21 protein-coding genes are annotated in these 25567 nt (G+C 43.5%); 5 read left to right on the top strand and 16 right to left on the bottom strand.

The window, feature by feature from the left end:
• The first annotated feature begins 18 nt into the window (after positions 1 to 18).
• From AC59IL_RS19100 to AC59IL_RS19085, 4 genes are all read left to right on the top strand, one after another.
• Positions 19 to 360: a helix-turn-helix domain-containing protein gene (locus AC59IL_RS19100; protein ID WP_496553784.1), complete on the top strand. Its 342-nt coding sequence runs from the start codon at positions 19 to 21 to the stop codon at positions 358 to 360.
• Positions 361 to 425: 65 nt separating this feature from the next.
• A complete protein-coding gene (locus tag AC59IL_RS19095) occupies positions 426 to 1469 on the top strand; it encodes a protein kinase domain-containing protein (RefSeq protein ID WP_496553783.1) in 1044 nt (347 codons plus the stop codon).
• A 1-nt stretch (position 1470) separates the two neighbouring features.
• Positions 1471 to 3018 carry a hypothetical protein gene (locus AC59IL_RS19090; protein ID WP_496553782.1) on the top strand — a complete coding sequence of 516 codons (1548 nt, stop codon included), beginning with the start codon at positions 1471 to 1473 and terminating at the stop codon, positions 3016 to 3018.
• Positions 3019 to 3075: 57 nt separating this feature from the next.
• Positions 3076 to 4098, top strand: a complete 1023-nt coding sequence (locus tag AC59IL_RS19085) for a hypothetical protein (protein WP_496553781.1) — start codon at positions 3076 to 3078, stop codon at positions 4096 to 4098.
• A 362-nt stretch (positions 4099 to 4460) separates the two neighbouring features.
• Here the strand turns inward: AC59IL_RS19085 and mnmE are convergent, their stop codons facing one another.
• The 6 genes from mnmE to AC59IL_RS19055 all read right to left on the bottom strand — a co-directional run bounded on the left by mnmE (position 4461) and on the right by AC59IL_RS19055 (position 10599).
• Positions 4461 to 5846, bottom strand: coding sequence for a tRNA uridine-5-carboxymethylaminomethyl(34) synthesis GTPase MnmE (mnmE, locus tag AC59IL_RS19080; RefSeq protein WP_496553780.1), 1386 nt, complete (start codon positions 5844 to 5846; stop codon positions 4461 to 4463).
• Between the two features lie 187 nt (positions 5847 to 6033).
• Positions 6034 to 6858 (bottom strand): energy transducer TonB, encoded by an 825-nt coding sequence (locus AC59IL_RS19075; RefSeq protein ID WP_496553779.1) that lies wholly within the window; start codon positions 6856 to 6858, stop codon positions 6034 to 6036.
• Between the two features lie 599 nt (positions 6859 to 7457).
• Positions 7458 to 8294, bottom strand: a complete 837-nt coding sequence (locus AC59IL_RS19070; protein ID WP_496553778.1) for an energy transducer TonB — start codon at positions 8292 to 8294, stop codon at positions 7458 to 7460.
• A 74-nt stretch (positions 8295 to 8368) separates the two neighbouring features.
• Positions 8369 to 8914: an ExbD/TolR family protein gene (locus AC59IL_RS19065; RefSeq protein WP_496553777.1), complete on the bottom strand. Its 546-nt coding sequence runs from the start codon at positions 8912 to 8914 to the stop codon at positions 8369 to 8371.
• Between the two features lie 42 nt (positions 8915 to 8956).
• Positions 8957 to 9625: an ExbD/TolR family protein gene (locus tag AC59IL_RS19060; RefSeq protein ID WP_496553776.1), complete on the bottom strand. Its 669-nt coding sequence runs from the start codon at positions 9623 to 9625 to the stop codon at positions 8957 to 8959.
• A 107-nt stretch (positions 9626 to 9732) separates the two neighbouring features.
• A complete protein-coding gene (locus AC59IL_RS19055) occupies positions 9733 to 10599 on the bottom strand; it encodes a MotA/TolQ/ExbB proton channel family protein (RefSeq protein ID WP_496553775.1) in 867 nt (288 codons plus the stop codon).
• Between the two features lie 355 nt (positions 10600 to 10954).
• Here AC59IL_RS19055 and AC59IL_RS19050 point away from each other — a divergent pair, with 355 nt between their 5' ends.
• Positions 10955 to 13483, top strand: a complete 2529-nt coding sequence (locus tag AC59IL_RS19050; RefSeq protein ID WP_496553774.1) for a zinc-dependent metalloprotease — start codon at positions 10955 to 10957, stop codon at positions 13481 to 13483.
• 102 nt (positions 13484 to 13585) lie between these two features.
• Here the strand turns inward: AC59IL_RS19050 and AC59IL_RS19045 are convergent, their stop codons facing one another.
• From AC59IL_RS19045 to nuoF, 10 genes are all read right to left on the bottom strand, one after another.
• Entirely contained in the window at positions 13586 to 14860 is a 1275-nt protein-coding gene (locus tag AC59IL_RS19045) for an ABC transporter permease (protein WP_496553773.1), read from the bottom strand.
• A 163-nt stretch (positions 14861 to 15023) separates the two neighbouring features.
• Positions 15024 to 16409: an NADH-quinone oxidoreductase subunit N gene (locus AC59IL_RS19040; protein WP_496553772.1), complete on the bottom strand. Its 1386-nt coding sequence runs from the start codon at positions 16407 to 16409 to the stop codon at positions 15024 to 15026.
• 21 nt (positions 16410 to 16430) lie between these two features.
• Entirely contained in the window at positions 16431 to 17897 is a 1467-nt protein-coding gene (locus tag AC59IL_RS19035) for a complex I subunit 4 family protein (protein ID WP_496553771.1), read from the bottom strand.
• A 69-nt stretch (positions 17898 to 17966) separates the two neighbouring features.
• Positions 17967 to 19901 (bottom strand): NADH-quinone oxidoreductase subunit L, encoded by a 1935-nt coding sequence (nuoL, locus tag AC59IL_RS19030; RefSeq protein WP_496553770.1) that lies wholly within the window; start codon positions 19899 to 19901, stop codon positions 17967 to 17969.
• 123 nt (positions 19902 to 20024) lie between these two features.
• Positions 20025 to 20354, bottom strand: a complete 330-nt coding sequence (gene nuoK / locus AC59IL_RS19025; protein WP_496553769.1) for an NADH-quinone oxidoreductase subunit NuoK — start codon at positions 20352 to 20354, stop codon at positions 20025 to 20027.
• Positions 20355 to 20440: 86 nt separating this feature from the next.
• Entirely contained in the window at positions 20441 to 20938 is a 498-nt protein-coding gene (locus tag AC59IL_RS19020; protein WP_496553768.1) for an NADH-quinone oxidoreductase subunit J family protein, read from the bottom strand.
• An 18-nt stretch (positions 20939 to 20956) separates the two neighbouring features.
• Positions 20957 to 21514, bottom strand: a complete 558-nt coding sequence (gene nuoI / locus AC59IL_RS19015) for an NADH-quinone oxidoreductase subunit NuoI (protein ID WP_496553767.1) — start codon at positions 21512 to 21514, stop codon at positions 20957 to 20959.
• A gap of 119 nt (positions 21515 to 21633) precedes the next feature.
• Entirely contained in the window at positions 21634 to 22707 is a 1074-nt protein-coding gene (nuoH, locus tag AC59IL_RS19010; RefSeq protein WP_496553766.1) for an NADH-quinone oxidoreductase subunit NuoH, read from the bottom strand.
• A 133-nt stretch (positions 22708 to 22840) separates the two neighbouring features.
• Positions 22841 to 23935 (bottom strand): NADH-quinone oxidoreductase subunit G, encoded by a 1095-nt coding sequence (locus AC59IL_RS19005; protein ID WP_496553765.1) that lies wholly within the window; start codon positions 23933 to 23935, stop codon positions 22841 to 22843.
• Positions 23936 to 24191: 256 nt separating this feature from the next.
• Positions 24192 to 25556, bottom strand: coding sequence for an NADH-quinone oxidoreductase subunit NuoF (gene nuoF / locus AC59IL_RS19000; protein ID WP_496553764.1), 1365 nt, complete (start codon positions 25554 to 25556; stop codon positions 24192 to 24194).
• Between the last annotated feature and the right edge of the window lie 11 nt (positions 25557 to 25567).

Here is a 25567-nt window from a genome sequence, read left to right as displayed (position 1 = left end):
CTTCGTTAAATTCTAAGCATGGATACTTTAGGCAAAACTCTCAAAGACGCCCGGGAATTAATACCTTTTACGTTGCGCCAGGTAGAGGAAGCCACGGGTATTTCGAATGCTTATCTTAGTCAACTTGAAAACGACAAAATCAAGAAGCCTTCGGCCGCCGTTTTGTATAAGCTAGCTACTATATATAATGTACCTCTTGAAAATTTTTTAGGTGCCGCTGGTATCATTCCCGATTACAAACCACAGAAAGGAGGCTTTTTTTCCAATTCACAAGTACTAAGTACTGAAAAAATAACAGATGAGGAAGAACAGGAACTGATTAAATACCTGCGATACCTACGTTATCAGAACAGCAAGTAAGGATATCCTGCTCATATCGCCGGGATCCACAGTAAACTTAATGCCCATACTTAAATCCGAACTACATGGAAAATCCCGCAGAGCATCTGACAGGGCTAATTCTTGTCGACGGTTGGCTTGTTACAGAAAAAATTGAACATGGCGAAGACCATTCAGGTGGCAATTTTTCTATTTGTTACAAAGTAAAAAGGAACGGACAAATAGCATTTCTAAAGGCTCTGGATGTATCCAGGGCAATGCGAGGCCCCAATCCAACCAATCAACTCCGTATACTTTTTAATGCTTTTGAGTATGAAAAGGAACTTTGTAGTACATGCGAAGGAAAAAAGATGGATCGTGTGGTGAGAATTCTTGGCGCCGGAGATGTTATGCCCTTGGCACATGTGCCGACAATTGTGCCATATTTAATTTTTGAATTAGCAGAGACCACAATTCGAGAGCACGTGCTTCAAATCGCTCACAATTTAGACAATGCTTCTCTTATGCGGTCTTTGCATAATGTCGCTGTTGCAATTTCACAACTTCATGCGGCGGGAATTGTTCATCAGGATTTGAAAGGTTCAAATATTTTGCTTTTCAACAACAACGGATCATGCAAAGTAGCTGATCTTGGTCATGCGGAAATCAACTCAAAGCAATCAATTTTCTTTAACAATATTATCGCCGGAGATCCTGACTATGCGCCCCCAGAACAGCGCCTAGATTTTGTGGGCTCTACGTGGGATGTAAGGAGAAGAGCTACGGATTTATATCACCTTGGTAGCCTGGTTTCATTTTATTATACACAAATGCCGATGACTGCCCTGTATGAAACTTATTTAGCTCCTGAGTTTAAAAAAGGAGCCTGGCGAGGCTACTTTGACCAAGTCCTCGCTGTTCTCAAGGTCGCGTTCCAAGAGATTCTTGAATTTTTGGAGGAGCAACTGACCATTACCTTTTCTGATAAGGAAATTGTACGCAATATAACAAAGCTCGTAAAATATTTATGTGATCCCGACCCTGCGAAAAGAGGACATCCGGATAGTCTACCTATTGACCAATACTCTATGGAGAGATTCATTACAACTTTCGACGTACTTGCAAACAAGTTCGAAAGTAAACTATTGTAATATGGCAATCTACTTCGAACAGACTAATCGGCTAATCATCCCACGCTGGAGAAAATTCAGCCCTCAAATCATTACAGGTGAACATAAACTATTGTTTCCAAAAGAAAATGCTGACGCTGCCACTGTAATAGCTAGAACACTTGACAAAAAAGTTAAGGAATGGCATATTAATGGTACAGTGGGCGAAGCTTGGGAGCTAGTACATTCCGCATATGTTAATCGAGAATTTGAACTTGCCCGTGGAGCAGCAATATATTTAAAACAACATGCTGCGAACTTATCGCCCATATTGCGGAAAATCATAAAGGAGATATTGATTGACGACTCGACTAACGAACAAGCGGAAGACATTACCGTTGTCCCGGTTTTGAGGCTCTTTGAGTCAACGAAACGTGAAATTGTATCCATCAAGCGAAAGATATCGTTCTATCTGAGAAATGAATTCCTATGGTTAGAGCTCGCACGGTTATATTCGATTACTGGTGACGTCAAAAAAGCTGAAAAATGCATTTACATTGCTATGCATTTTTCCAACAATCAGAATAAATACTTTTTAAGAAGTGTATCTCGCTTTTTTTATCACATCGGACGGTACGATGAAGCTCAAAGTCTCATAAGACGTTCCCCATATTTAAAATCTGACCCTTGGCTTTTATCTGTTGATATATCGTATGCGAATAAAATGGAACGACATGCTGTAAACGCCAAACGGGGCTTTGAAATCCTCGGCTCCAATAACTACAGCCCAGAATCTATATCTGAGCTTGCCGGAGTGCTTGGAACAATGGAATTTAAAAACGATTCTTTTAGGAAAGCACGTAAGCTGACTCGCCAGTCGCTTTTATCGCCTAACGACAATAGCCTAGCGCAAGCTGAATGGATTGCTCATGAAATCAATGAAATTTCCATTGAGCCTTGGCTTGATACCATATCTTTTGGATTTGAAGCCCGAACATTTGAGTACTTACACAAGAAAGTATATGATAAATGCCTTAACGAAGCGCTTCTTTGGGTAATGGATCAACCCTTCTCAAAACGGGCATGCCATTTTGTATCATACCTTTGCACTGGACTTACCGAAAATTATGAAACTGCGATAGAGGTTGGAGAACTTGGCGCAAAAACAAACTGGGATTATTTTCCAATTATCAACAACCTTGTATTTGCATATATCTCAGATAATAATCTTTTTAAAGCTCAAGAATTGTTGCCACATTTAGATCAATTGGTTTCGAACCCTAGGCAACAATGCTTTGCGCTTGCAACAACAGGATATTATCACTATCGATCAAAGGATATAATCGCTGGAAAAGAGTATTATCAAAAAGCTATTGAAGTCGCCACTAAGAATAACTTCCAAGGCCTAAAGCGACTTGCTGAAGCAAACTATCTACGCGAAAGCTACTTTTCCGGAGAACGTCCTTATCCGATAGTTGTTAGTGCCTTAGAAAGGCTACTCAAAGACGGTAAAGAGTACGATCTTGAAGAACAATTAAGGCATATTATTGCTGCGGTTAAAAAAGCATACGAAAAAGCGTCACACAGATAAAAAAAGCTAGAATCAGGAAGGCAGGCGCCTTAGTTGATGCTATTGATACCAACAAACATGATAGAGCAATACGCGACTATTTTAAAACAATATAGAGAGGGAACCGGACCTCGCTTCATGGGTGTATTTGACTATAGCAGTGAAGGAAACTTGGTACCGTTGTATAATTCAGTTTTCATAACCTGTAATACTAACATCCAAAAACTGGCCGAAAAAACAGGACTTATTGAGATTGCCTTCGCCTATGAGTCCGACCCTGACCCCACTGGAATTTCCAGGTCGTCTTTTAAGACAATAACATTAAGTGACAAAATCGTCAGCGGTCTCTACGAGCGTTTTGACAATGCACAATACGTTGTCGAAAACCATGCTAGTGAAAATTTAAAGAAAGCTTTTGCTAAGCGTGGCAAGCCAGCCGCCGAAGTACTGATTTCAGACATCGCAGAATTTCAAACTGACCATGAGTTTGCACACCAACTTCAAGATTTGGTAGAACCAACTACCGCTAGCGAAGAAAGCATACGGCTTAAAGAACATAATAACACTATCCTTGACAGCCATGTTCGGGAAATTGATGCCGATTGGTTCGCTACCGAACAACTTGCTCAACGAATCGTCAATAAATTTCAAGACAATGACGGCGCATTGACCACGCCATCCCCCGAAGACATCGAAGGCGAACTTAGCATCGAGCTAGCGGCAATTACCAATTTTCTTTATCGAGCGATTCGAGAGAAAGATCTCCAACTCGAAAAAGGCAAATACCCAGATCCACAAATCAGAAAGGAAATCATAACACATAATATAATAGATAAAGTACGGAAGTATCTGCCTAAACACTTGCAATTCGATGCTGAGAAGGCGATTATTGACGCAGATAACTTTTCATCAGGAATGTTTGAAGGAACAGACATTTTCGATCCAGAATATGACTTTGTAAAAGACGTCGCAGAGGATCTAAAAAACAACGCAGAGAAAGTGGAAAACTATAAAACTAAACTTTACAAAAATGCAGAATCAATGCCTAGCCTCTGCATGAACGGCAAAGCACAATTACTTGGCCTTTCATTTCTACTTTGACAGTCAACAAATGGGTGGGCGATTTTGAACAATTTGTGCCTGGCTTGAAAAATTTAGTAAATGTACGAATCATCTTTTCCCTCTTTTGCAAATCATTTCTCCCAGCTTTCTCCTATCTGTGAATAATCGCTTTTCCAACGCCCCATATTTGCTTAGAAAATCGGAATAAAACGAATTGCAAAACAAAAAAAGAAAGCAATAATGGTTTAAAATAGCCTGGCAGGGAATGTCAAAAAGTGTCCAGAAACAGAGGTAAAATTATAGGGCCAATTTTATAACAGATTGATTACCAGACATAAATGCCAATAAAAATGAAGGATTTAGAATTTTTAACTTATTGAAAATCATTAAGTTACATATATTTATTTGCCAATACAAAACTTACTAAAAATATAATCCAACTGATCCTCTGTTGTGATTTCGCCCGTTATCTCACCTAAATAATGTAAGCACCTGCGTATGTCGAGAGCCACCAGATCGCCGGGGATCTTATTTTCGAAACCCGTGCGAATATCAACCAGTGATTGCAACACTTCCTGCAGTGCATGGTAATGGCGTGCATTGGTGATAATGGTATCGTCGGTTTGTACTTTGCCCTGCAGTACCAGGTCAACTAATTTTTCTTTTAATAAGTCGGTTTGGCGGTTGTCTTTGGCCGATATGAAAACAATACCGGGGATGGGGCTGAAGCGGGTTTGCAGTTCGGTGTCGGGCAACGTATCTGATTTATTGCCGGCGAGTATGTATTTCAGTTTTTTGTTGTTGAACTCAGTGATGGTTTGCTTTAACTCAGTGGCTGTTGTTTCACTTACATCGAACAGGTAAATCACCACATCGGCCTGTTGCATTTTGGCCAGCGTTTTTTCCATACCGATGCTTTCAATTACATCGTGCGTATGTTCGCGTATACCGGCGGTATCTATCAGTCTGAATAAAATGCCATCGATGTTGAGTATTTCTTCAATAGTGTCGCGGGTAGTGCCGGCAATGTCGCTTACAATGGCGCGGTTTTCATTGAGCAGTGTATTGAGCAGGGTGCTTTTACCGGCATTGGGTTTGCCGATGATGGCAACACTTACCCCATTTTTTATTACGTTGCCTAACTGAAAGGAGGAAGCTAGTTGTTGCGTTGTTTGCTGTGCTTCATCGATCAGGGCAAATAGCTGCGTTCTATCGGCAAACTCCACATCTTCCTGCGAAAAGTCGAGCTCCAGTTCTATCAATGCCGAAAAACGGATAAGCCGTTCGCGCAGATCTTTTAGTTTGTCTGAAAACCCGCCGCGAATATTGTGCAGGGCTGTTTTGCGCGAAGCTTCGGTGTTGCTGGCAATTAAATCGGCTACGGCTTCGGCCTGCGCCAGATCTAATTTACCATTCAAAAACGCCCGCTGGGTAAATTCGCCGGGTTTGGCTACCCGCGCACCTTCGTTTACACAGGCCTGTATAATTTGCTGCAATACGTAGGGTGAACCGTGACCTGATATTTCTACCACATCTTCGCCGGTATACGACCTTGGGCCTTTAAACAGCGAAACCACCACTTCATCGAGCACTTTTCCGTTTTGTTTTAAATAACCAACATGCAGAGTATGTGAAGCCTGTTGGGTAAGGTCTTTTGAGGGAAATAAGTGGTTTATAATGTTGAACGACTGCCTGCCGCTTAACCGTATAATGCCAATGGCCCCTATCCCCTGCGGTGTAGCCAGTGCAACGATCGTATCATCCCATCCTGCTGTTTTTCCCTGCATATGATCACTATTTTATCAAAAGTAACGCTGTTTTTAGCAGGTGCAAAAATACAGGTTAGGGGTTAAATGGTGTAAAGGGAGTTATTCCCTAAAACAGAGTGAGCCGCCCAATAAAAGGCAGCCCACTCAAATGACCCTATTTAGAATTACAATGAGACCAATGAACCGAATGCATTACCAGAATTACTTACTCATTAGGTATTTGAAATGATATCGGTTGTTTCTTATACGATTTTACCTGGCGGCCGTTTTGTATAGCCGGCGTCCATTTACCACTCTTTTTAATTACACGAACAGCTTCTGCCCGTAACTCCTGCGGGCCACTGACCGCTTCTACATCGCTTACAAAACCGTCCTTATCTACTATGAACTGAACCACTACAGAACCCTGTATTTCGTTATCAAGCGCTTCCTGCGGATACCGAAAATTTTTGTTCAGGAATCGCTGCCAGGCAGCCGAACCACCGGGATATTCTGATTCAATTTGTACACTGGTAAATGTTTTATCCCAGTCTTCTTCTTCTTTTTTAGGTGTTTCTATAATTCCTTTTCCTGGTTCGTCGGCGGGAGGTGCTATTGCCCCATCATCTTTAATTCCGTCCTGAGTTTTATCTCCGATTTTAACATCATCAAGATCGTCATTTACCGGAGGTTTTTCATCCGGCGGCACCTTGTCATCCTGTACAATCCTTGGAGGCGTAAACCTCGCCATTTGAACCTGTGGCGGAGGAGGCAGTGGCTTTAACGGTGGCGGGGGTGGTACCGGTTTTTCAGCCGGAGGTGGTGGTTCAAGTATTACATCCTTCACCAATAATTGTGCGTTTGGCTTTTTAATTTTATTGCTAAACGCAAACCCGACGAATATAAGCAATATCACCGATAACATAACAGTTATGGACATTGCCAAACGGCGCTTGTACGAACGGCGCAGCTCATACGCGCCGTAGTCTTTATTGCGCCCTTCGAAGATGATATCGAGGATATCAGCTGTCAGAATGGTTGAAATTTCCATGGCTATACTCTTTATATATTAGATGCATAGTCTTGTGGGTTTCCATAAAAAAAGTCGGAAAAGTCAGTAAAGTCCGCAAGTCGGAAAGAAATGATTAGCAAGGACTGATATTAGTATATCAATGCAGAATAATCGAAGCAAGGTAAAACCATCATACTGTTTATCAGTCTTCCGGACTATAAATGAAAAATCCCCTCCGTTATGGAGAGGATCCTGCAATCATTTTAATGATAAACCAACCTACCCTTCTATATCGGCAGTTAAAATGGTTGAAATTTCCATGGCTATACTCCTTATATTTTAGATGCATAATCTGAATCATTCCATATAATAAAGTCAGTAAAGTCAGAAAGTCCGGAAGACGGAAAGAAAGTGTATAGCAGGGCTGTTATACAATCATAACAATTCAGCGCAAACGAAGTAATTAAACCTGTAAAATATTTTCTTTCAACAATTCTTTACCGCCTCTCAATCTTCCCGTCTTCATCTTTCGGTCTTGCGGTCTTGTGGTCTTTCGGACTTCCCGTCTTCCCGACTACAAATAAAAAAATCCCCTCCATTATGGAGAGGATTTGAAATCTTTTTATTGACCAACCAATTTATCCTTCTGTTTCAAGACGGAATACGATCGGCTGTTTCTTGTAGGATTTTACCTGACGGCCATTTTGTACAGCTGGTGTCCATTTACCACTTTTCTTAATTACACGCACCGCTTCTGCACGCAATTCCTGAGGTCCGCTAATCGCTTCAACATCACTCACGTTTCCTTCTTTATCAACAATGAACTGTACTACTACAGCACCTTGTACTTCATTATCGATTGCTTCCTGCGGATAGCGAAGGTTACGGTTGAGGTAACGTTGCCAGGCAGCTGCACCACCGGGATATTCAGACTCAATTTCTACTTTGGTGAATGTTTTATCCCAGTCTTCGTCTTCTTTTCTTGGTGCTTCTACCACCCCTTTGCCTGCATCATCTGCAGGAGGAGCAACAATACCTTCATCTTTCACACCTTCCTGGTTCATAGTACCAATCTTGGTCTCTTCCAGTTTTTCTACCTCTGGTGGTTTTTCTTCCTCTTTCACTTCCTCATCCTTTACGATTTTGGGAGGAGTAAATTTGGCCATTTCCACTTTTGGTGGTTCCGGTGGTTTTGGTGGCGGTGGCGGAGGTGGTTCCTCCTTCTTTTCTTCCTGTTTAATCTCTTCGAGCTGCACGTCCTGCACCACTACGTCCTTATTCGCCTTGTTGTTTTCGAGCAAATTTGAAACAATGTACCCGATGAACAACAGAAGACAAAGTGCGGCCACCGCAAGAAGCGACATTACCAGCCGCTTATTATAGGTTTTACGCAACTCATAAGCACCGTAGTCTTTATTCCTGCCCTCAAAGATGATGTCAAGAACATCAGCGCTTAATATTTTATTGACTTCCATATTAAAAATTGTTACAATAAATCGAAAGCGATCTCAACTAAGATGCAACGAAGATAAAATTCCATAACGAAATTTTATTTTATTCCTGCACTGGCTTCAGTCGCCTTCATTAACTGAATTTCCGTATCAAAGATATCGACCATTGCATACCGCTTTACATCGTTGATTGTCATTTCATCAAGTATATCAACGGTGTTTTTGTAGGTGGCTTCGGGCCCTGGCTTTATCACCACTACAAAGTCTTCGGGATTGGTAGCTTTCTTTTTATTGATAATCTCTTCGCGGATATCTTTAAAATTGGTCATTTTAAAGTTCGAACCATCCGGTAACAATTCACCTTCGTAATAATATACCCCATTGGCTTTACCCAGCATAATGGTCAAAGCACCAGACGCTTTTACTTTATTCTGCTCTTCGGGCTTTTCCGTGTCTTTCGGCAGGAAAAGCTTCATAGCAGTGGGTTGGCTCATGGTAGTGGTGAATATGAAGAAGGTTATCAACAGAAATCCTAAGTCCACCATTGGCGTAAGGTCAACGCGTGTAGAAAGTTTTTTCCCTTTCTTAACGCCAGGCCCTTTTTTATGTCCCCCGCCTTTCGACGAGGTATCCATTTCTGCCATGTCACACTGTTTTTTTAGTTAAAAATTTTATTACCCTCAACATCATTCCTCTTTGCCGCCTGATTGTCTCTTTTTGAACAAGGCGGTACCTTCAGGAACTCCCTCAGGATCAGTGATCATCGAGAACTTAAATATTTCATTCTTTTTGAATGCGTCGATCACTCCTTTGAAAGATGGGTATTTCGCGCTGTTATCGCCTTTAACAAACAGGTTCATTTTTTTGTCACCGGAACTGGAAAAGGCACGGACAGCAGCGTTCATCCATATTGTCAGTTCGTTATTAGCCGTATCGATAGGAATACCCGGAGCGCTAAATCTCTTTAGCTGATCGGCGTTCAACGATAAAAACGACTTTAACTGCGTAAAAGGAACCCCGATATATGAGCCGACTTTCGCAAAAGCTGCTTTTTCCTGGGCGCTTAATCCCAGCGATTTCTGCTGGTCTACCATATCAATTATATCCTGCTTTTCGCTAACGCTTTCGTCACCGACAGTAAAGTATACTTTACCATCTTTATCCATAAGTATCTGTACCACTCTTTTTTGGTCTACTGGTTTAGTAGATACAGATTTTGGGGTAATGACCGCCAACTGATCAGGAGCTTTGAATTTGGTAGTTAAGATGAAGAAAGAAAGCAACAGGAACGCCACATCACACATCGCTGTCATATCAACAGACGTACTCTTGCGCGGCAATTTTACTTTTGGCATGATTTAATAATTTCTGATTCTGTTATTAGATACACTTTCTTCCAGTTTCCACAAACATCCCGTACATTTTTGCAAAGCAAATACACCCCATTTTGGGGAATTATCGCTTATTTGTACAGAGATGCGAAGCTTTGTGTTAACGTAAAACCAGATTCATCTATACCATAAGTTATTGAGTCGATCTTTGTGGTAAAGATGTTATACATGATGATGGCGAATGCTGATGTACCGATACCCAATGCGGTATTGTACAGGGCCTCAGAGATACCTCTTGAAAGTTCTGCGGCTGCTCCGCCACCACCTTCTGCAGACAGGGCCGCGAATGAAGTGATCATACCTAATACCGTTCCTAACAGACCCAACAGGGTTGCAACAGAGGCAATGGTTGAAAGGAACACGAGGTTTTTCTCGAGCATGGGCAGTTCAAGCGCAGTAGCTTCTTCTACCTCTTTTTGAATTGCTAATACTTTTTGCTCGGTATCCAACTCAGTATTTGAAATCATTTCTTTGTACTTGCGTAAGCCGGCTTTCATTACATTACCAACACTGCCACGCTGACGATCGCACTCAGAAATTGCCTGGTCAACATTTTTATTAGCCAGGTGATATTGTACTTTACGAATGAACTCTGCAATATTACCTGTACCGGTAGCTTTGCTGATAGTTAATAAACGCTCGATAACGAAAGTAATAACGGTTAATAACGTAGCGATAAGAATAGGCACAATGATACCACCTTCATACATTCTCACCAGACCGCCTTTGGGTCCTTTATGCTGAGGCCAGAAACCACCGGAAAGATCGGGCTGATTGAAATTATTAGGATTGCCGAGAATAAAACGCCAGATACAGAAACCGGCAATAATACAAATAACAGGGGCTACCCATGAAATGGCATTGCTCTTCTTTTTTGGTTGAACGGATGTACTACTCTTCGCTGCGGTTGCAGTCGCAACGGGTCTTGTTTCAGCCATGATTGTTTTTTTTTAGTGTTTTATAAATTTTAAGCTATCAGTAGATTCTAAATGGGCTCACAATTCTAAGGAAAAAGTCTTTTTCCCCGATCAATTTGATCAGGAAAATTTTTTGATAAGGTTCACAAGTTAAGAAATTTCTTAACTGGTAGCCTAAAAAACAGGCCTTTTCATTGAATAAAACGGCAACAATATATGTCATAATTAGAAACAAAACAAGCTATGTATAAATCAATGTATTTGTTGAATAAGCAATTATACATTTTTAGTTAACGCACCGGCTGTCTGGTACTCACACATTTTGTTTTCCCTATCTTCATCCATTAAACTACTGATAATGGTTTGTATGATTCAAATGAAAAAGTACATTTTATTTGTGGGGTTGATATGTTGCATCAGCGAAACCGGTTTCGCACAAAACAAAAAATCCACCCCCGCTCCCCTTGCGGTTGACACTGCAAAACGCCCGCCGGTAGCGCCTCCCCGGTCACTGGGCCCGAAGCCTTATAAAGAGATTATAACCGACAAAGCAATAACCCGCAAAGGTCTTTTTACAGTTCATAAGTTAGAAGATAAATGGTATTTCGAAATCAGTGATTCTGTTTTAGGCAGAGATATTCTGGTAGTGAATCGCATTTCAAAAGCCCCTATTAATACCCGCGCCGGCTTTTTCGGATATGCCGGCGATGAAATCAATGAAAACGTTATAAGATTTGATAAAGGCCCCAATAATAAAATCTTCCTGCGTAATATATCGTACTCGGTATATGCCAAAGATTCATCAAAGCCCATGTTCAAGTCGGTGCAAAATTCCAATATTCAACCTATTGCCGCCGCATTTGATATTAAAACGTTTTCGAAAGACAGCGCCGGTGTTGTAATTGATATTACCGATTTTATAAACAGCGATAACGATATCCTGTTTTTTGCATCCTTCTTTAAATCATCATTGCGTTTAGGAGGCGTGCAAACTGATAAATCATATATAACCGATATAAGAACCTATCCCATCAATACCGAAATAAAAACGGTTAAAACATACAGTAAAATGCCAGCTCCCGGTCTGATGCCGGGCGTCTCTATTGCACCTGCCGGTAATGCTACCTTTGAGCTGAACAGCAGCCTGGTGTTGTTACCCAAAAACCCCATGCGGCCGAGGTTTTACGACGACCGGGTAGCTTATTTTACAACAGAATATACCGATTTTGATGCCGATCCGCAAGGTGTAAAAGATATAAGCCTCATCACCCGCTGGCGCCTGGAACCTAAAGATGAGGATATGGAAAAATATAAACGCGGCGAACTGGTTGAACCCAAAAAGCCCATCATCTTTTATGTTGACCCCAATACCCCCGAAAAATGGATACCCTACCTTATACAGGGGGTAAACGACTGGCAAAAAGCCTTTGAAAAAGCGGGTTTTAAAAACGCTATTGTGGCCCGCAGAGCCCCGGTCACCGGTGAAGACAGCACCTGGAGCCTTGAAGATGCCCGGTATTCGGCCATCGTATATAAACCTTCCGAAATACCCAATGCCCGTGGCCCGCACGTTCATGACCCCCGTAGCGGCGAAATTCTGGAGTCGCATATCGACTGGTACCATAATGTAATGCAGTTGCTGCGCGACTGGTACCTGATTCAGGCCTCGCCCAGCGATCCACGCGCCCGCAAAGCTCATTTCGACGATACGCTGATGGGTGAACTGATCCGCTTTGTATCATCGCATGAGGTTGGCCATACCCTCGGACTTCCACACAACATGGGCGCTTCGTCTGCCACGCCGGTTGAAAAGCTGCGCGATAAAGCCTGGGTTGAAGCCCACGGCCATACATCTTCTATTATGGACTATGCCCGCTTTAATTATGTGGCGCAACCTGAAGACCATATTGGCCCCGCCGGTTTGTACCCGCGTATTGGCGATTACGACCTGTGGAGTATTGAATGGGGCTACAAAATGCTGCCCGGCAAAACTGAAGAAGAAGAAAAAGCCATTTTAAACGACTGGGTGAAAAGTCATTACAACGATCCCCGGCTGCGCTTTTTACATATGGATAATATCGACCCGCGTGCGCAAACCGAATGCCTGGGCGACAACAATATGAAGGCCAACGAATATGGCATTAAAAATCTGAAATGGATCGTGCCCCAGTTGCCTAAATGGGTAAATGAAAAAGGGGAGAATTATAAAACGCTCGATGAAGTGTACGATGAAGTGATTGGCACCTTCAGCCGGTATATGGGCCATGCGGTTACCTATATCGGTGGTGTATATACCGATTTTAAAACCACCGATCAGGAAGGATCAGTTTATACCGTTGTACCCAAATCACTTCAAAAAGAAGCCGTTGCCTTTTTGCAAAAGAACCTGTTCACCACACCTAACTGGTTAATGAATAAATCTATTCTTGATAAAATAGATGCCCCGATAGATGATCGCATCAGCAGTTTACAGGATACCTGGCTGGGCAGCCTGTTAAGCACGCCCCGCTTGCAACGCCTTATTTCTTCAACCAACCGCGATGCCAGTGCCTATCACCTCGATGAATTTATCGACGACCTTAAAAAAGGCATCTGGAGCGAATTGCCCACCCGTAAACCTATCGACAACTACCGGCGCAACCTGCAAAAGGCATTCGTTGAGCGGCTTGGTGCATTGGCTTCAAGCGCATCATCGCCCTCTTTTGGCGGAGGTGGCGGAATTATGATCTCCTTTGGCCCGGCAGTTGAAGTAAAGAAAACCGATATTATTTCAATAGCCCGCGGAACCCTGCGTGCGCTAAAAGCAGAAATTGCCGCAGCCTTACCTGCTTACACCGATAAAATGAGCCGTTATCATTTGCAGGATCTGAATGAACGTATAGACAGAATATTAAATCCGAGATAAAAAGCTCAAAAAATAAGCGAGCCCGAAAGACAGTTGCATGGCAACTTTCTTTCGGGCTTTTTCTTTTATCAGGCGGCAGGTTATAGCACCGCCCCACTTGTTTTATTCATAACGCAGAGCCTCAATCGGATTCAGTCTCGCCGCTTTCAGTGCAGGATACAAACCGGCCAGCAAACCAACCAGCGAACAGATAATTACGCCGGTAATCACCCAATCCCACGGAATTACAAAACTGGTGCTCAGTAAAATACCCACCACATTTCCTAAAATAATACCCAGCACAATGCCAAAGGCGGCGCCCAGCAGGCTGATGATGATCGATTCATATAAAAACTGGTAGCGTACATTCTTTCTTTTACCACCAATGGCTTTTACCAGTCCAATTTCCTTGGTACGTTCGGTAACGGCCACCAGCATGATATTCATTAATCCGATGGCCGCGCCTGCCAGCGTAATTACACCAATGAGCAGGGCTGCAATAGTAATAAAGCTCAGGTTGCGAATGAGCATTTCGGCAAAGCTGTCGCTTTTGTCGATCAGAAAATTATCCGATTCGGTAACGGCAAGTTTGCGAATGGGTCTGAAAATGGCAGTTGCTTCGCCAATGGCGCCATCGATCATTTTAATATCACTCACTTTTACCTGTACATTAAACGATGCATTGGGGTTTGAATTAAAAAAACGGCGAACGCTTGTATAAGATGTAAAAATGCAATTATCCAAACTGCGGCCAAAGGTTGATCCTTTCGGTTTTAACGTACCAACTATACGAAAAGGAATATTGTTGATACGAATGATTTTATCGATCGGCCGTTCCATGTTCTCTCCAAAAAACTTTACAGCAACATCTTTTCCAATCAAACATACATTACGACCGGTTTGAATATCAAGCGAATTCAGGTCGCGGCCATATAAAATCGAAAAGCCATTGAGGTTTACATAATTCTCATCGCCGCCTGCCACCCAAACAGTAGGGTTCGTTTTTTTATTTCCGTAAGAAACGATAGCATCGCGGGCGCCCTGAATGTTGATACTAACCAGTGAAGGGAAATGGTAGTATTGTTTAAATTCTTCGGCCTGTCGCTCGGTAACGGGCTTACCCATGTTCGACTTCTTTTCTTTCTTTGCCCCTCTTTTTTCTTTTTTAACTTCTTCGTTCCTGAAAAATCGCCGGGGTTCCTGGTAGCGGATGGTAAAACCGGTAGCGCCCATGGAAGAAAAGCTTTCGACAAACTTTTGTTTGATGGCCGCAATAGCGGTATTGATGCCGATAAGGGCGGTAATACCGAGGGCAATGATGGCCACGGTAATACCCGTACGTAACTTATTGCTGCGTACCGTACGAAAAGACAGCGAAAGGGTGTCGCGAAGTGTCATACTGAATTGGTACGACTAATGTAAGAAATATTACGGGCGACACACCAAAAGATGGATGGATGGTGAAGGAGTTATGGTATAAAATAAAGAGCCCCGGGTAATCCGGGGCGTAATAGCGTATTTAAAGCAGCCCGTCTGCCGACGGACTGAAAGAGTTTTTCAATTATAGATAAAAAAACGAATACAACTGATTGATCAGCCATTGCGGGAAGATGCCGAGCAGAATTACCACCGCAGCAATGCAAATGAGCAATCCTTTAAAGCCGGCAGAAGTTTCAATTTCCTGCGGCTCGCCGTCTTTAAAATACATGGCCTGTATAACGCGGAAGTAATAATAAACGCTGATGGCCGCACACAGCACCCCAACAATCACCAACCACAATACATGGCCTTCGTTAATGGCGGCAGATAACATATAGAATTTGGCCCAGAAACCGGCGGTTGCAGGAATACCGGCCAGTGACAGCAGAAATATGGTATTGGTAGCAGCCAGCACGGGTTGGCGTTTGGCCAGTCCGTTAAAGCCTTCGAACGTATAATCTTTCATTTTCAGCAGCACGGCAAAAATGCCGATGGTAGCAAGGCTATAAGCCGCTGTATAAAAAATCAATCCTTCTTTGGCCGTGTTGTTCATCGCAACCAGGGCAAACAGCATAAAGCCGGCCTGTGCAATACTCGAATAGGCCAGCATTCTTTTAACGCTCTGCTGAAACACGGCGGTGATATTTCCGATAAACAAAGTAGCGGCAGTAATAATGGCCACCAGCAATTGCCACTGGCGGTGCATGTCGCCAAAGCAACCTTCGAACAAACGGATAAAGGCAATAAACACAGCTGCCTTTACAATGGTTGCCATAAAAGAAGTAAATACGGTAGGCGACCCGTCGTATACATCGGGCGTCCAAAAGTGAAAAGGTGCGGCCGATACTTTAAACGCCATTGAAAACAACAGCAGCAATAATCCGGCTGCCATCATAGGTGTTAATGTGGTAGCGCCCATGCGAATCACATCCATATCAAAACTACCTTTTACGCCGTAGATGAGGGTGATACCCATCAGCATAAGACCGGTAGAAAAAGCACCCATTAAAAAATATTTCAGCGAAGCTTCGTTGCTCTTCAGGTTACGTTTGTCGCTGCCTGTTAAAATGTATAAAGGAATAGAAATGATTTCTATACCTAAGAACAGCATCAGCAACGAATTGAAAGTAGATGCAATGGCAATACCGCACAATACAAAAAATATCAGTGCATAGTATTCGGCTACGTTTACACCCACACGGTCCATTTCGCGGCCCGATAACAAAAAGTATATCCAGGTGCTGGCAAATGCTATGGTATTGAACAACAAACCAAACACTTCAAAGACCAGCATATTTTTAACATTCACGTTAAAAAAATGATACCCCCCCAAATCCATCACATTCGCTATGGTTAAGAACAATAAACCAATAACAGCTACTGTGCGAATAGCGGTTTTATTATTCGTGAACACACCACTAAACATCATCACTACACCAAGAACAGCCGAAATTACAATTGCATTCATAATTCAATTCTATACGTTCGCTTATGGTAATTTGACAAACATTTTCGAGTAAATAGCATCCACCGCATGGCGGGTTGCTTCTATCATAGGTTTGGGATATACACCCATTACTACAATGCCAATGAGCAGTGCAGCCAATACCAGTTTTTCGTTTAACCGGATATCTTTCGCGCCGGCTGTTAACGTATTGGTATTGCCAAAAAATACTTTCTGAATCATGTTCAGGGTATAAATGGCCGACAAAATGATGCTGATACCACCCACTACCATGAAAATATAATGATAGTTACTTGACTTTGATCCGAACACACCGTTGAACATCATGAACTCGCCAATGAATGCATTGGTAAGCGGTAAGGCCACGTTGGCCAATGCCACTACCACCAGCATAATGGCCAGTGAAGGCGCCTGCTGTGCCAGCCCGCCCAGTTCCGACATTTTACGCGTATGAAACTGGCGTTCGATCAGCTCAACCACTATCCACATGCCGATTATATTAATACCGTGATTGAACATTTGCACCATCACGCCCTGTATACCTACCGATGAAGTAACAAAAATAGCGAGCCCCATCAAACCCATGTGGGCAATAGATGAATAGGCAATCAGGCGTTTCATATCATCCTGCTGCATGGCCACCAGCGATGCATAGATCATTCCTATCACACATAAGGTAGCAGCAGTATCGCCCCAGGCCCAAACGCCAATGGGTAATACGGGCGCCAGCCAACGCAATATGCCGAACACACCCATTTTAACCATCACACCGCTCAGTACCATAGTTACCGCAGTAGGCGATTGTTCGTAGGTATCGGGCTGCCATGTATGAAAAGGAAATATGGGCATTTTAATAGCAAAGGCCAGAAAGAACAACCAAAACAGCCAGCCCTGTTGATTACCCGGCAGGTTCACCTTGTAAAAAGAGGTCATGGCAAATGAATGGTCGCCGGTATGATAATATACCCAGATGATGCCCACCAGCATTAACAGGGAGCCTACAAACGTGTATATGAAAAATTTAAAAGTAACAGCAATTCTTCTTTCCCCACCCCAAATTGAACACAGAAAGTAAGCGGGTATCAATGCCAGTTCCCAGAAGAAGTAAAACAACAGTGCATCCGATGCAACAAACACACCGAGTAAACCGGTTTGCATCAACAACATCAGGGCATAAAACTGATGCACATTTTTATAACTGGTATTCCAGGTAGCGATAAAAATACCGGGAAAGGCAACACCTGTAAGCAAACACAATAGTTTGCTCATGCCATCCATGGTAACTGAAAAGCTGCTGCCCAACTCGGGCAACCAGGCCACCTGCGTTTGCAGGTAAGATTCTTTATGAAGAACAGCTACACCCAGTATAGCTATTACAAGCGTAACTAAAGAAGAAAATAACGCCCAGGTTTTTACGCCCTTTTCCTGTTTTATCAGGAATGCAAGCAAACCACTCACCAACGGAATAACTATCAGCAGAACAGGTATCATTGCGATTTCTTGATTTCGAAATTTTTTGATTTTGAGATTTCCCTACCCGATAGCTATCGGGACCACTCTTTACTTGCCTTTCAAAAAGAACTGCACTACAAAAAACACCAGCATGCTCAGCACCATCAGCAACACATAGTTACCAACCAGTCCGCTTTGCAACAGGCGAACCTGGCGGCTGGTATAATTCACGGCACGGCCAATACCATTAACGATCCAATCGATCAGATCTCTTTCAACAAAACTATTCAGCACTTTAGCCAGCCATTGCATGGGCTTTACAACGATGAAATTGTAAATTTCATCAATATACCATTTATCGGCCAGCACTTTGCCAAAGCCGGCTGGTTCGTTCAATTCGGGCTTTTTGCTGTATCGTACCAATGCAACAATCAATGCAATAAATGCCAGTCCAACCGAAATGCCCATCAGCATGTACTCGGTATTATGGTCGGGATGAACAACCTCACCTGCATGTGCAGCTTGTACTATCCGGGCCGAAGGCTCAAATACCGGGGCCAGAAAATGTTCGAGCCAGTGTGCATCCGGCATCAGCACTTCGGGAATACCCAAAAAGCCGCCGGCAATACTTAATATGGCTAATACCACCAACGGTATAGTCATGGCTGCGGGGCTTTCATTCAAATGATGCTTTTGATCTTCCGTTCCGCGGAAACTGCCGAGGAAGGTAGTGGCATATAAACGGAACATATAAAAGGCCGTCATCATAGCGCCGGCAACACCCAGGTAATAATAAATCGGGTCTTTGGTATAAGCCGCCGATAATATTTCATCTTTTGAAAAGAAACCGCTGAAAGGAGGAATACCGGCAATGGCAATACAGCCAATTAAAAAGGTAATATGCGTTACCGGTAAATATTTTTTCAATCCACCCATACGGCGGATATCCTGTTCGTGGTGCATGGCATGAATTACAGAACCGGCGCCGAGGAACAACAGAGCTTTAAAAAAGGCATGCGTCATAACATGAAACACAGCACCGGTGTAAGCCCCTACTCCCAAACCCAGGAACATATAACCCAACTGGCTTACGGTACTGTAAGCCAGCACCTTTTTAATATCGTTCTGTTTTAAAGCAATGGTAGCAGCAAATAACGCAGTGGCCAAACCGATGGCAGCCACCAGACTTTGCGTTTCAGGCGCTTTGGTATATAAAACATTACTGCGGGCGATCATGTAAATACCGGCAGTAACCATCGTAGCAGCATGGATGAGGGCCGATACAGGTGTTGGACCCGCCATGGCATCGGGTAACCAGGTGTATAATGGTATTTGCGCACTTTTACCGGTAGCGCCTACAAACAACAACACCGTTATACCAATAAGATCGGTTCTGGTGAGTTTGCTATACAGGTCAAAAACACCGGTATGACCGGGTGTATTAAAGGTCACAGTACCCAGTTTGGCAATGAGCCAGAAGATTGCGATCAAAAAGCCTAAGTCACCAATGCGGTTCATGATGAAGGCTTTCTTCGCGGCATTATTGTATTCGGTATTTTTAAACCAGTAACCGATGAGTAAGTACGAACATAATCCCACACCTTCCCAGCCAATGAACATGATCACATAGTTGGCGCCCAGTACCAGCAACAGCATCGAAAACACAAACAGGTTCAGGTAACAGAAGTAGCGGCCATAATGCTCATTTCTTTCTTCATGCATGTAGGCGGCAGAATATACGTGTATCAAAAAACCTACACCGGTTATGATCAGTAAGAACAACGAAGAAAGCTGGTCGATCTGAAAAGCAAAAGGGATCGACAGGTTTCCGAAGCTGATAAAATCAAACAAATTGGCAACATAGGTGTTACCAGTCTTTACTTCTGCAAACAGAAGAATGCTCACAATAAAGGAACCCAGTACCATACCGCAGCCAATGATGCTGATCAGCGGTTTACTCAGTTGTTTCCTGAACAAACCGTTGAGCAGGAAGCCAACCAGCGGAAAAAAGGGAACCAGCCAAACTAATTGTAACACGTTCATATTTTTAAGCTTAATGCTGAATGCCGAACGCTTAATGCTGAACGCTGAACGCCGAATGCGTAGTAAAAAACATTTTGCTTTTGGCGTTATGCGTTATGCGTTTAGCGTTGTGCGTTTAGCATTTTAATGTTTGAGCCTGTTTAAAAAATTCACATCTACCGAATGGGTGTTTCGATACATCATAACAATAATGGCCAGTCCCACACTTACTTCAGCGGCCGCCACTACCATAATAAAGAATACGAATAATTGCCCGTCGATACCCGCCGATGCATTTTTAGCAACACCGGCCAGGTGATGCATTTTTGAAAACGCAACCAGCAATAAGTTCACGGCATTCAGCATCAGCTCAATGCACATGAAAATAATGATGGCATTGCGACGTGCCAGCACCCCTACAATTCCAATACAAAAAAGGGCAATAGCGAGGTAGATATATCTTTCAATTACCATAATAAAATATCGAATATTAAATGTAGAATGTTGAACATCGAAGTTGTATTTACTTCATCATTCGACATTCGTTATTCATCTGTTCATTATTTTTTGCCGATCACCACAGCGCCTACCATAGCACTTAAAAACAGAACGCTGCTGATTTCAAAAGGCACTACATAATCGGTGAATAAAGCTTTGCCGAGATTGCGTATCAAACCAATATCGCCGGTTCCCAGCAGCGCCACTTTTCCTTTTACTTCGGCCTGTTTAAGGGCAGCTACGAGCACCAGCAGTAAACATCCGCCGGCAACCACACCGGCCAGCTTAAGCCATTTATTTTTTTGCGGCTCTGTTTCAACATTCAGGTTCATTAACATGATCACAAACAGGAACAATACCATAATGGCACCTGCATAAACTATGAGGTTCACAATACCCAAAAACTGGGCATTCATTAAAATATAATGTCCTGAAATAGCAAAAAAAGTGACGATGAGCCACAATACACTATGTACCGGGTTACGGCTGATCACTACCATAATGGCGCTGCCGAGTGCCAGCGCACTTAAAGCATAAAATAATACTTGTGATATATCCATTGCAGCTTGTTGGTTCGGTTAATTGGCCTGTTCTTTATTAATTCGCCGGTTGCCCACAGCTTTCTGATACTCGCCTGGGTTTTCTTTGGGGTTTGGAATTAATAAATCATCTTTTCCATATATAAATCCTTTACGCTGATAATTTGAAGGCGCAAAGGTTTCGCTTAAATAAACAGCATCTTTCGGACAGGCTTCTTCACATAATCCGCAGAAAATACACCGCAGCATGTTGATCTCATATTTGGCGGCATATTTTTCTTCGCGATATAAATTTTCTTCACCCGGCAAACGCTCGGCAGCTTCCATAGTTATGGCTTCGGCCGGACAAGCCAGTGCACATAAGCCACAGGCTGTGCAACGCTCGCGTCCTTCTTCATCGCGGTTGAGGATGTGCAAACCACGAAATACCGGGCTAAACGGGCGTTTTTGCTCGGGATAGCTAATGGTGGCTTTCTTTTTAAAAAGGTGGCCGAGGGTAATCATCATGCCCTTTGCAATATTCCACACGTAGAGTCGCTCCACGAGTGTCATGGGCTTACGACTTACCGGCTTGGCTCTGCTTGTTAATGTTTGCATTATAAATAGTTAACTTAAATCTGCTGAACAATCTTCACTACTATAAAACCGCAAAAGTATTTTTCTCCCTTCAATACTCCAATTAATTTCCCACGTCTACGTCCCGCGTTTTCGCGGGATTAAAATTTCCAGCCGTTGGCCTTCAATAATACCAAAGCGGCGGTAACAACCATGTTGATCAGGCTTAAAGGAATCAATCCTTTCCATCCCAGGTTCATCAGCTGATCATAGCGGAAGCGCGGAATCGTCCAGCGCACCCACATGAACACAAAAATAAATATCGCCACTTTTATAAACAGCGACAGTCCCTGAAACAGCGCCATCAGGTTAACCCCAACAGATTGCGTAAGATGGGCATCGTTCACAAACGGAATATCGTATCCACCCCAGAACAAGGTAGCCATTACCACGCTGCTGATGAACATATTAATATATTCTGCAAACAGGTAAAAACCCAGTTTCATGGATGAGTATTCCTGGTGGTAACCAAAGTTCAGCTCGTTTTCTGCTTCAGGCAGGTCGAACGGCGTACGGTTACATTCTGCAAAAGCGCAAACCAGGAAAATAAAAAAGCCCAGTGGCTGATATAGTACGTTGTACCAGCTGTCGATTTGCTGACCAACGATCTCACTCATTTTTAAAGAACCGGTAAGCATCAGCAGGGCGATGAGCGATAAACCCATCGGCAATTCATAACTGATTACCTGCGATGCGCCACGCAAAGCGGCCATCAGAGAAAACTTATTGTTCGAAGCCCATCCTCCGATCATAATACCATACACACCCATGCTCACCACACCAAACACATATAAAATTCCAATATTAATATCGGCGATCTGCAGGTTTACTTCACGACCAAATACATTCAGCTTGCCGGCCCAGGGAATAACGGCCGATGTCATCATCGCCGCCAGCATGGCCAAACAAGGGCCCAGAATAAACAAAAAGCGGTTCGAAGTATTGGGAATGATCTCTTCTTTCATGAACAGCTTCAATCCGTCGGCCAGCGGTTGTAACAAACCAAACGGACCAGCCCGGTTGGGTCCCCGGCGATCCTGAATAAAAGCCGCTACTTTACGTTCGGCATAGGTTTCGTACATGGCAATAACCAGTGATATAGAAACTATACCTATGATTAGCACTAATTTCTCTATCACAAAAAACAGATCAATAGCTAATAAAGCAGATTGCATTTTAAATTTTTATTGCGTGAATCGTGAATCGGCAAACGGCAATTGCCTCCGTTTCTGTCAATCCGTAAACCTGTTAACTTGTAAACTTTTTAACTTATCAACCTTTTACTTCGTACTTCCGACTTCAGACATCCTACTTCTGACTTCCGTTTTTAAAATCATTCGAGTGCGCCGGTCCTTTTATCTTCGACAGATCTATTTCGGGTTTATTCACTTCGCTTATTGTATGAATGTCCATCAGCAAACGCGGCTGGCGGCCACCCATAACTTCGGGTAATGTTTCATGCGGTTTTTTCACATCAACATAATGGTTAGCACTGATCACCGAATGACGGCTTACTTTGGTTGGTCCGTCGATAACCCAGTCGCTGGTTTTCTTTTTCTCAAAGCGGCATTCATTACAGATCCAGTCTTCCACTTCGCCCCACTGATCTTTACGGGCAGTTACACGAAATACCTCATCGCCCCGGTACCACAGCGTTACCTTGCCCGAACATTTAGGACAATTGCGGTGCCCATCTTCAGGTTTCAGGAACCATACCCTGTTTTTAAAGCGGAAGGTTTTATCGGTCAATGCTCCTACCGGACAAACGTCGATCACGTTGCCGATAAAGTCGTTATCAAGCGATTTTTCGATGTAGGTAGCAATTTCTGCATGATCGCCCCTGTCTAATACGCCGTGTACGCGTTTGTTTGTGAGCTGATCGGCCGTATACACGCAACGGTAGCACAAAATGCAACGCGTCATGTGCAGTTGTATATAGGGGCCGAGGGCGTGCTTTTCGAATGTACGGCGCGAAAATTCGTAGCGGGTACCTTCAGCGCCATGTTCGAAGCTTAAATCCTGCAGGTGACATTCACCGGCCTGATCGCAAATAGGGCAATCGAGCGGGTGATTGATGAGCAGTAACTCTACTACGCCTTTTCTTGCTTCCAGTACGCGTTCGCTGGTAATATTTTTCACCACCATGCCATCCATTACATTGGTACGGCAGCTGGCAACCAGCTTGGGCATCGGACGCGGATCGGCCGTAGAGCCTGCCGATACTTCGACCAAACAGGTACGGCATTTACCACCACTGCCTTTCAGCTTGCTATAATAACACATTGCAGGCGGTGTTACATCTCCTCCTATCTTACGCGCTGCATTCAGGATGCTTGTTCCCGGCTCCACCTCAACGGTGATGTTATCGATAGTTACCTTAAATAATTTTTTTTCTTCAGCCATACCCCAAACCCCTAAAGGGGCTTTTAAAAACTCTCTACGTTTTAATTAAACCTTAGAAAGTTCGGTTATTAATAGATATATCTTTTGAATTAAACTTCTCCGGTCTTCAATACTTTTTCGTTTGTAAATCTTACCACTTTCAATCTCTCCATTTCAAGTTGCTTTTGCCTCTCTTCGTCTTCCCTTTTTACTTCTTCAAGGTCGTGTATTTTTCTTCATATCGCCCATTTTGATTCCCCTTTAGGGGATAAGGGGGTTATGATACCCCTTTAGGGGCCAGGGGTAAGGGATCTGCATAATGCGCTAATCCATAATTCCTGTTTTGTGCAGCATTCGGGTATTGCACATGCCATTCAAACTCATCTCTGAAATGACGAATAGCTGCTGCTACCGGCCAGGCGGCTGCATCGCCTAAGGGGCAAATGGTATTGCCTTCTATTTTGCGTTGAATATCCCACAACAGATCAATATCACTCTTCTTGCCCTTTCCGTATTCAATGTTCTTTAAAATCTTTTCCATCCAGCCGGTTCCTTCGCGGCAGGGCGAACATTGTCCGCAACTTTCATGGCGATAAAAACGGGCCAGTGTTAACGTATGGCGAACCACGCACTGGTCTTCATCCAGCACAATAAATCCGCCTGACCCCATCATGGTGCCGGTGGCAAAACCACCGTCGGCCAAACTTTCGTAGTTCATCATGCGCGATTCACCCTTAGCTGTTTTCAGCAACAGGTTGGCCGGCAAAATGGGAACAGATGAACCACCGGGAATACATGCCTTTAAGCGTTTGCCATTGGCTATGCCACCACAGTATTCATCGCTGTATATAAATTCTTCAACCGAAATGGTCATGTCTATTTCATAAACGCCGGGCTTGTTAATATTGCCGCAGGCCGAAAGGAGTTTGGTACCGGTAGATTTACCCACGCCGATTTTAGCATATTCTTCGCCGCCGATATTCAAAATAGGCACTACGGCTGCCAGGGTTTCTACATTGTTTACCACAGTGGGGCTATCCCACAAACCTTTTACCGCAGGGAACGGTGGTTTTATACGGGGGTTGCCTCTTTTACCTTCGAGCGATTCGAGCAGGGCGGTTTCCTCACCACAGATATAGGCACCGGCGCCGCGCTGCACATAAATTTCACAATCAAACCCGCTGCCCAGGATATTTTTACCCAGCCAGCCATTGTTCTTTGCCTCGGCAATCGCCTGCTCAAGAATATCAACGATCCACGCGTATTCACCGCGGATATATATATAAGTTCTGTTCGAACCTAACGCATACGACGAAACGATCAACCCTTCGACGAGCAAATGCGGAATAAACTCCATCAGGTAACGGTCCTTGAAAGTACCGGGCTCCGATTCATCGGCATTGCATACCAGGTAACGGGGAACGCCTTCGGGTTTGGCCAGAAAGCTCCACTTCATACCCGCAGGAAACCCTGCACCACCACGACCGCGCAAACCACTTTTCTTAACTTCTTCGGTCACCTGGTCGGGGCTCATGGTCTTCAGCGCTTTTTCAACGCTGCGATAACCTCCCTCACGACGGTACACATCGTAATTCCGGATCCCCTGAACATGCGCTTTTTCTAATAATAATTTTCTTCCCATATTATTTTATA

This window comes from Niastella sp. sgz303648, assembly GCF_059587045.1.
This window is presented reverse-complemented; position numbering and strand designations above follow the sequence as displayed.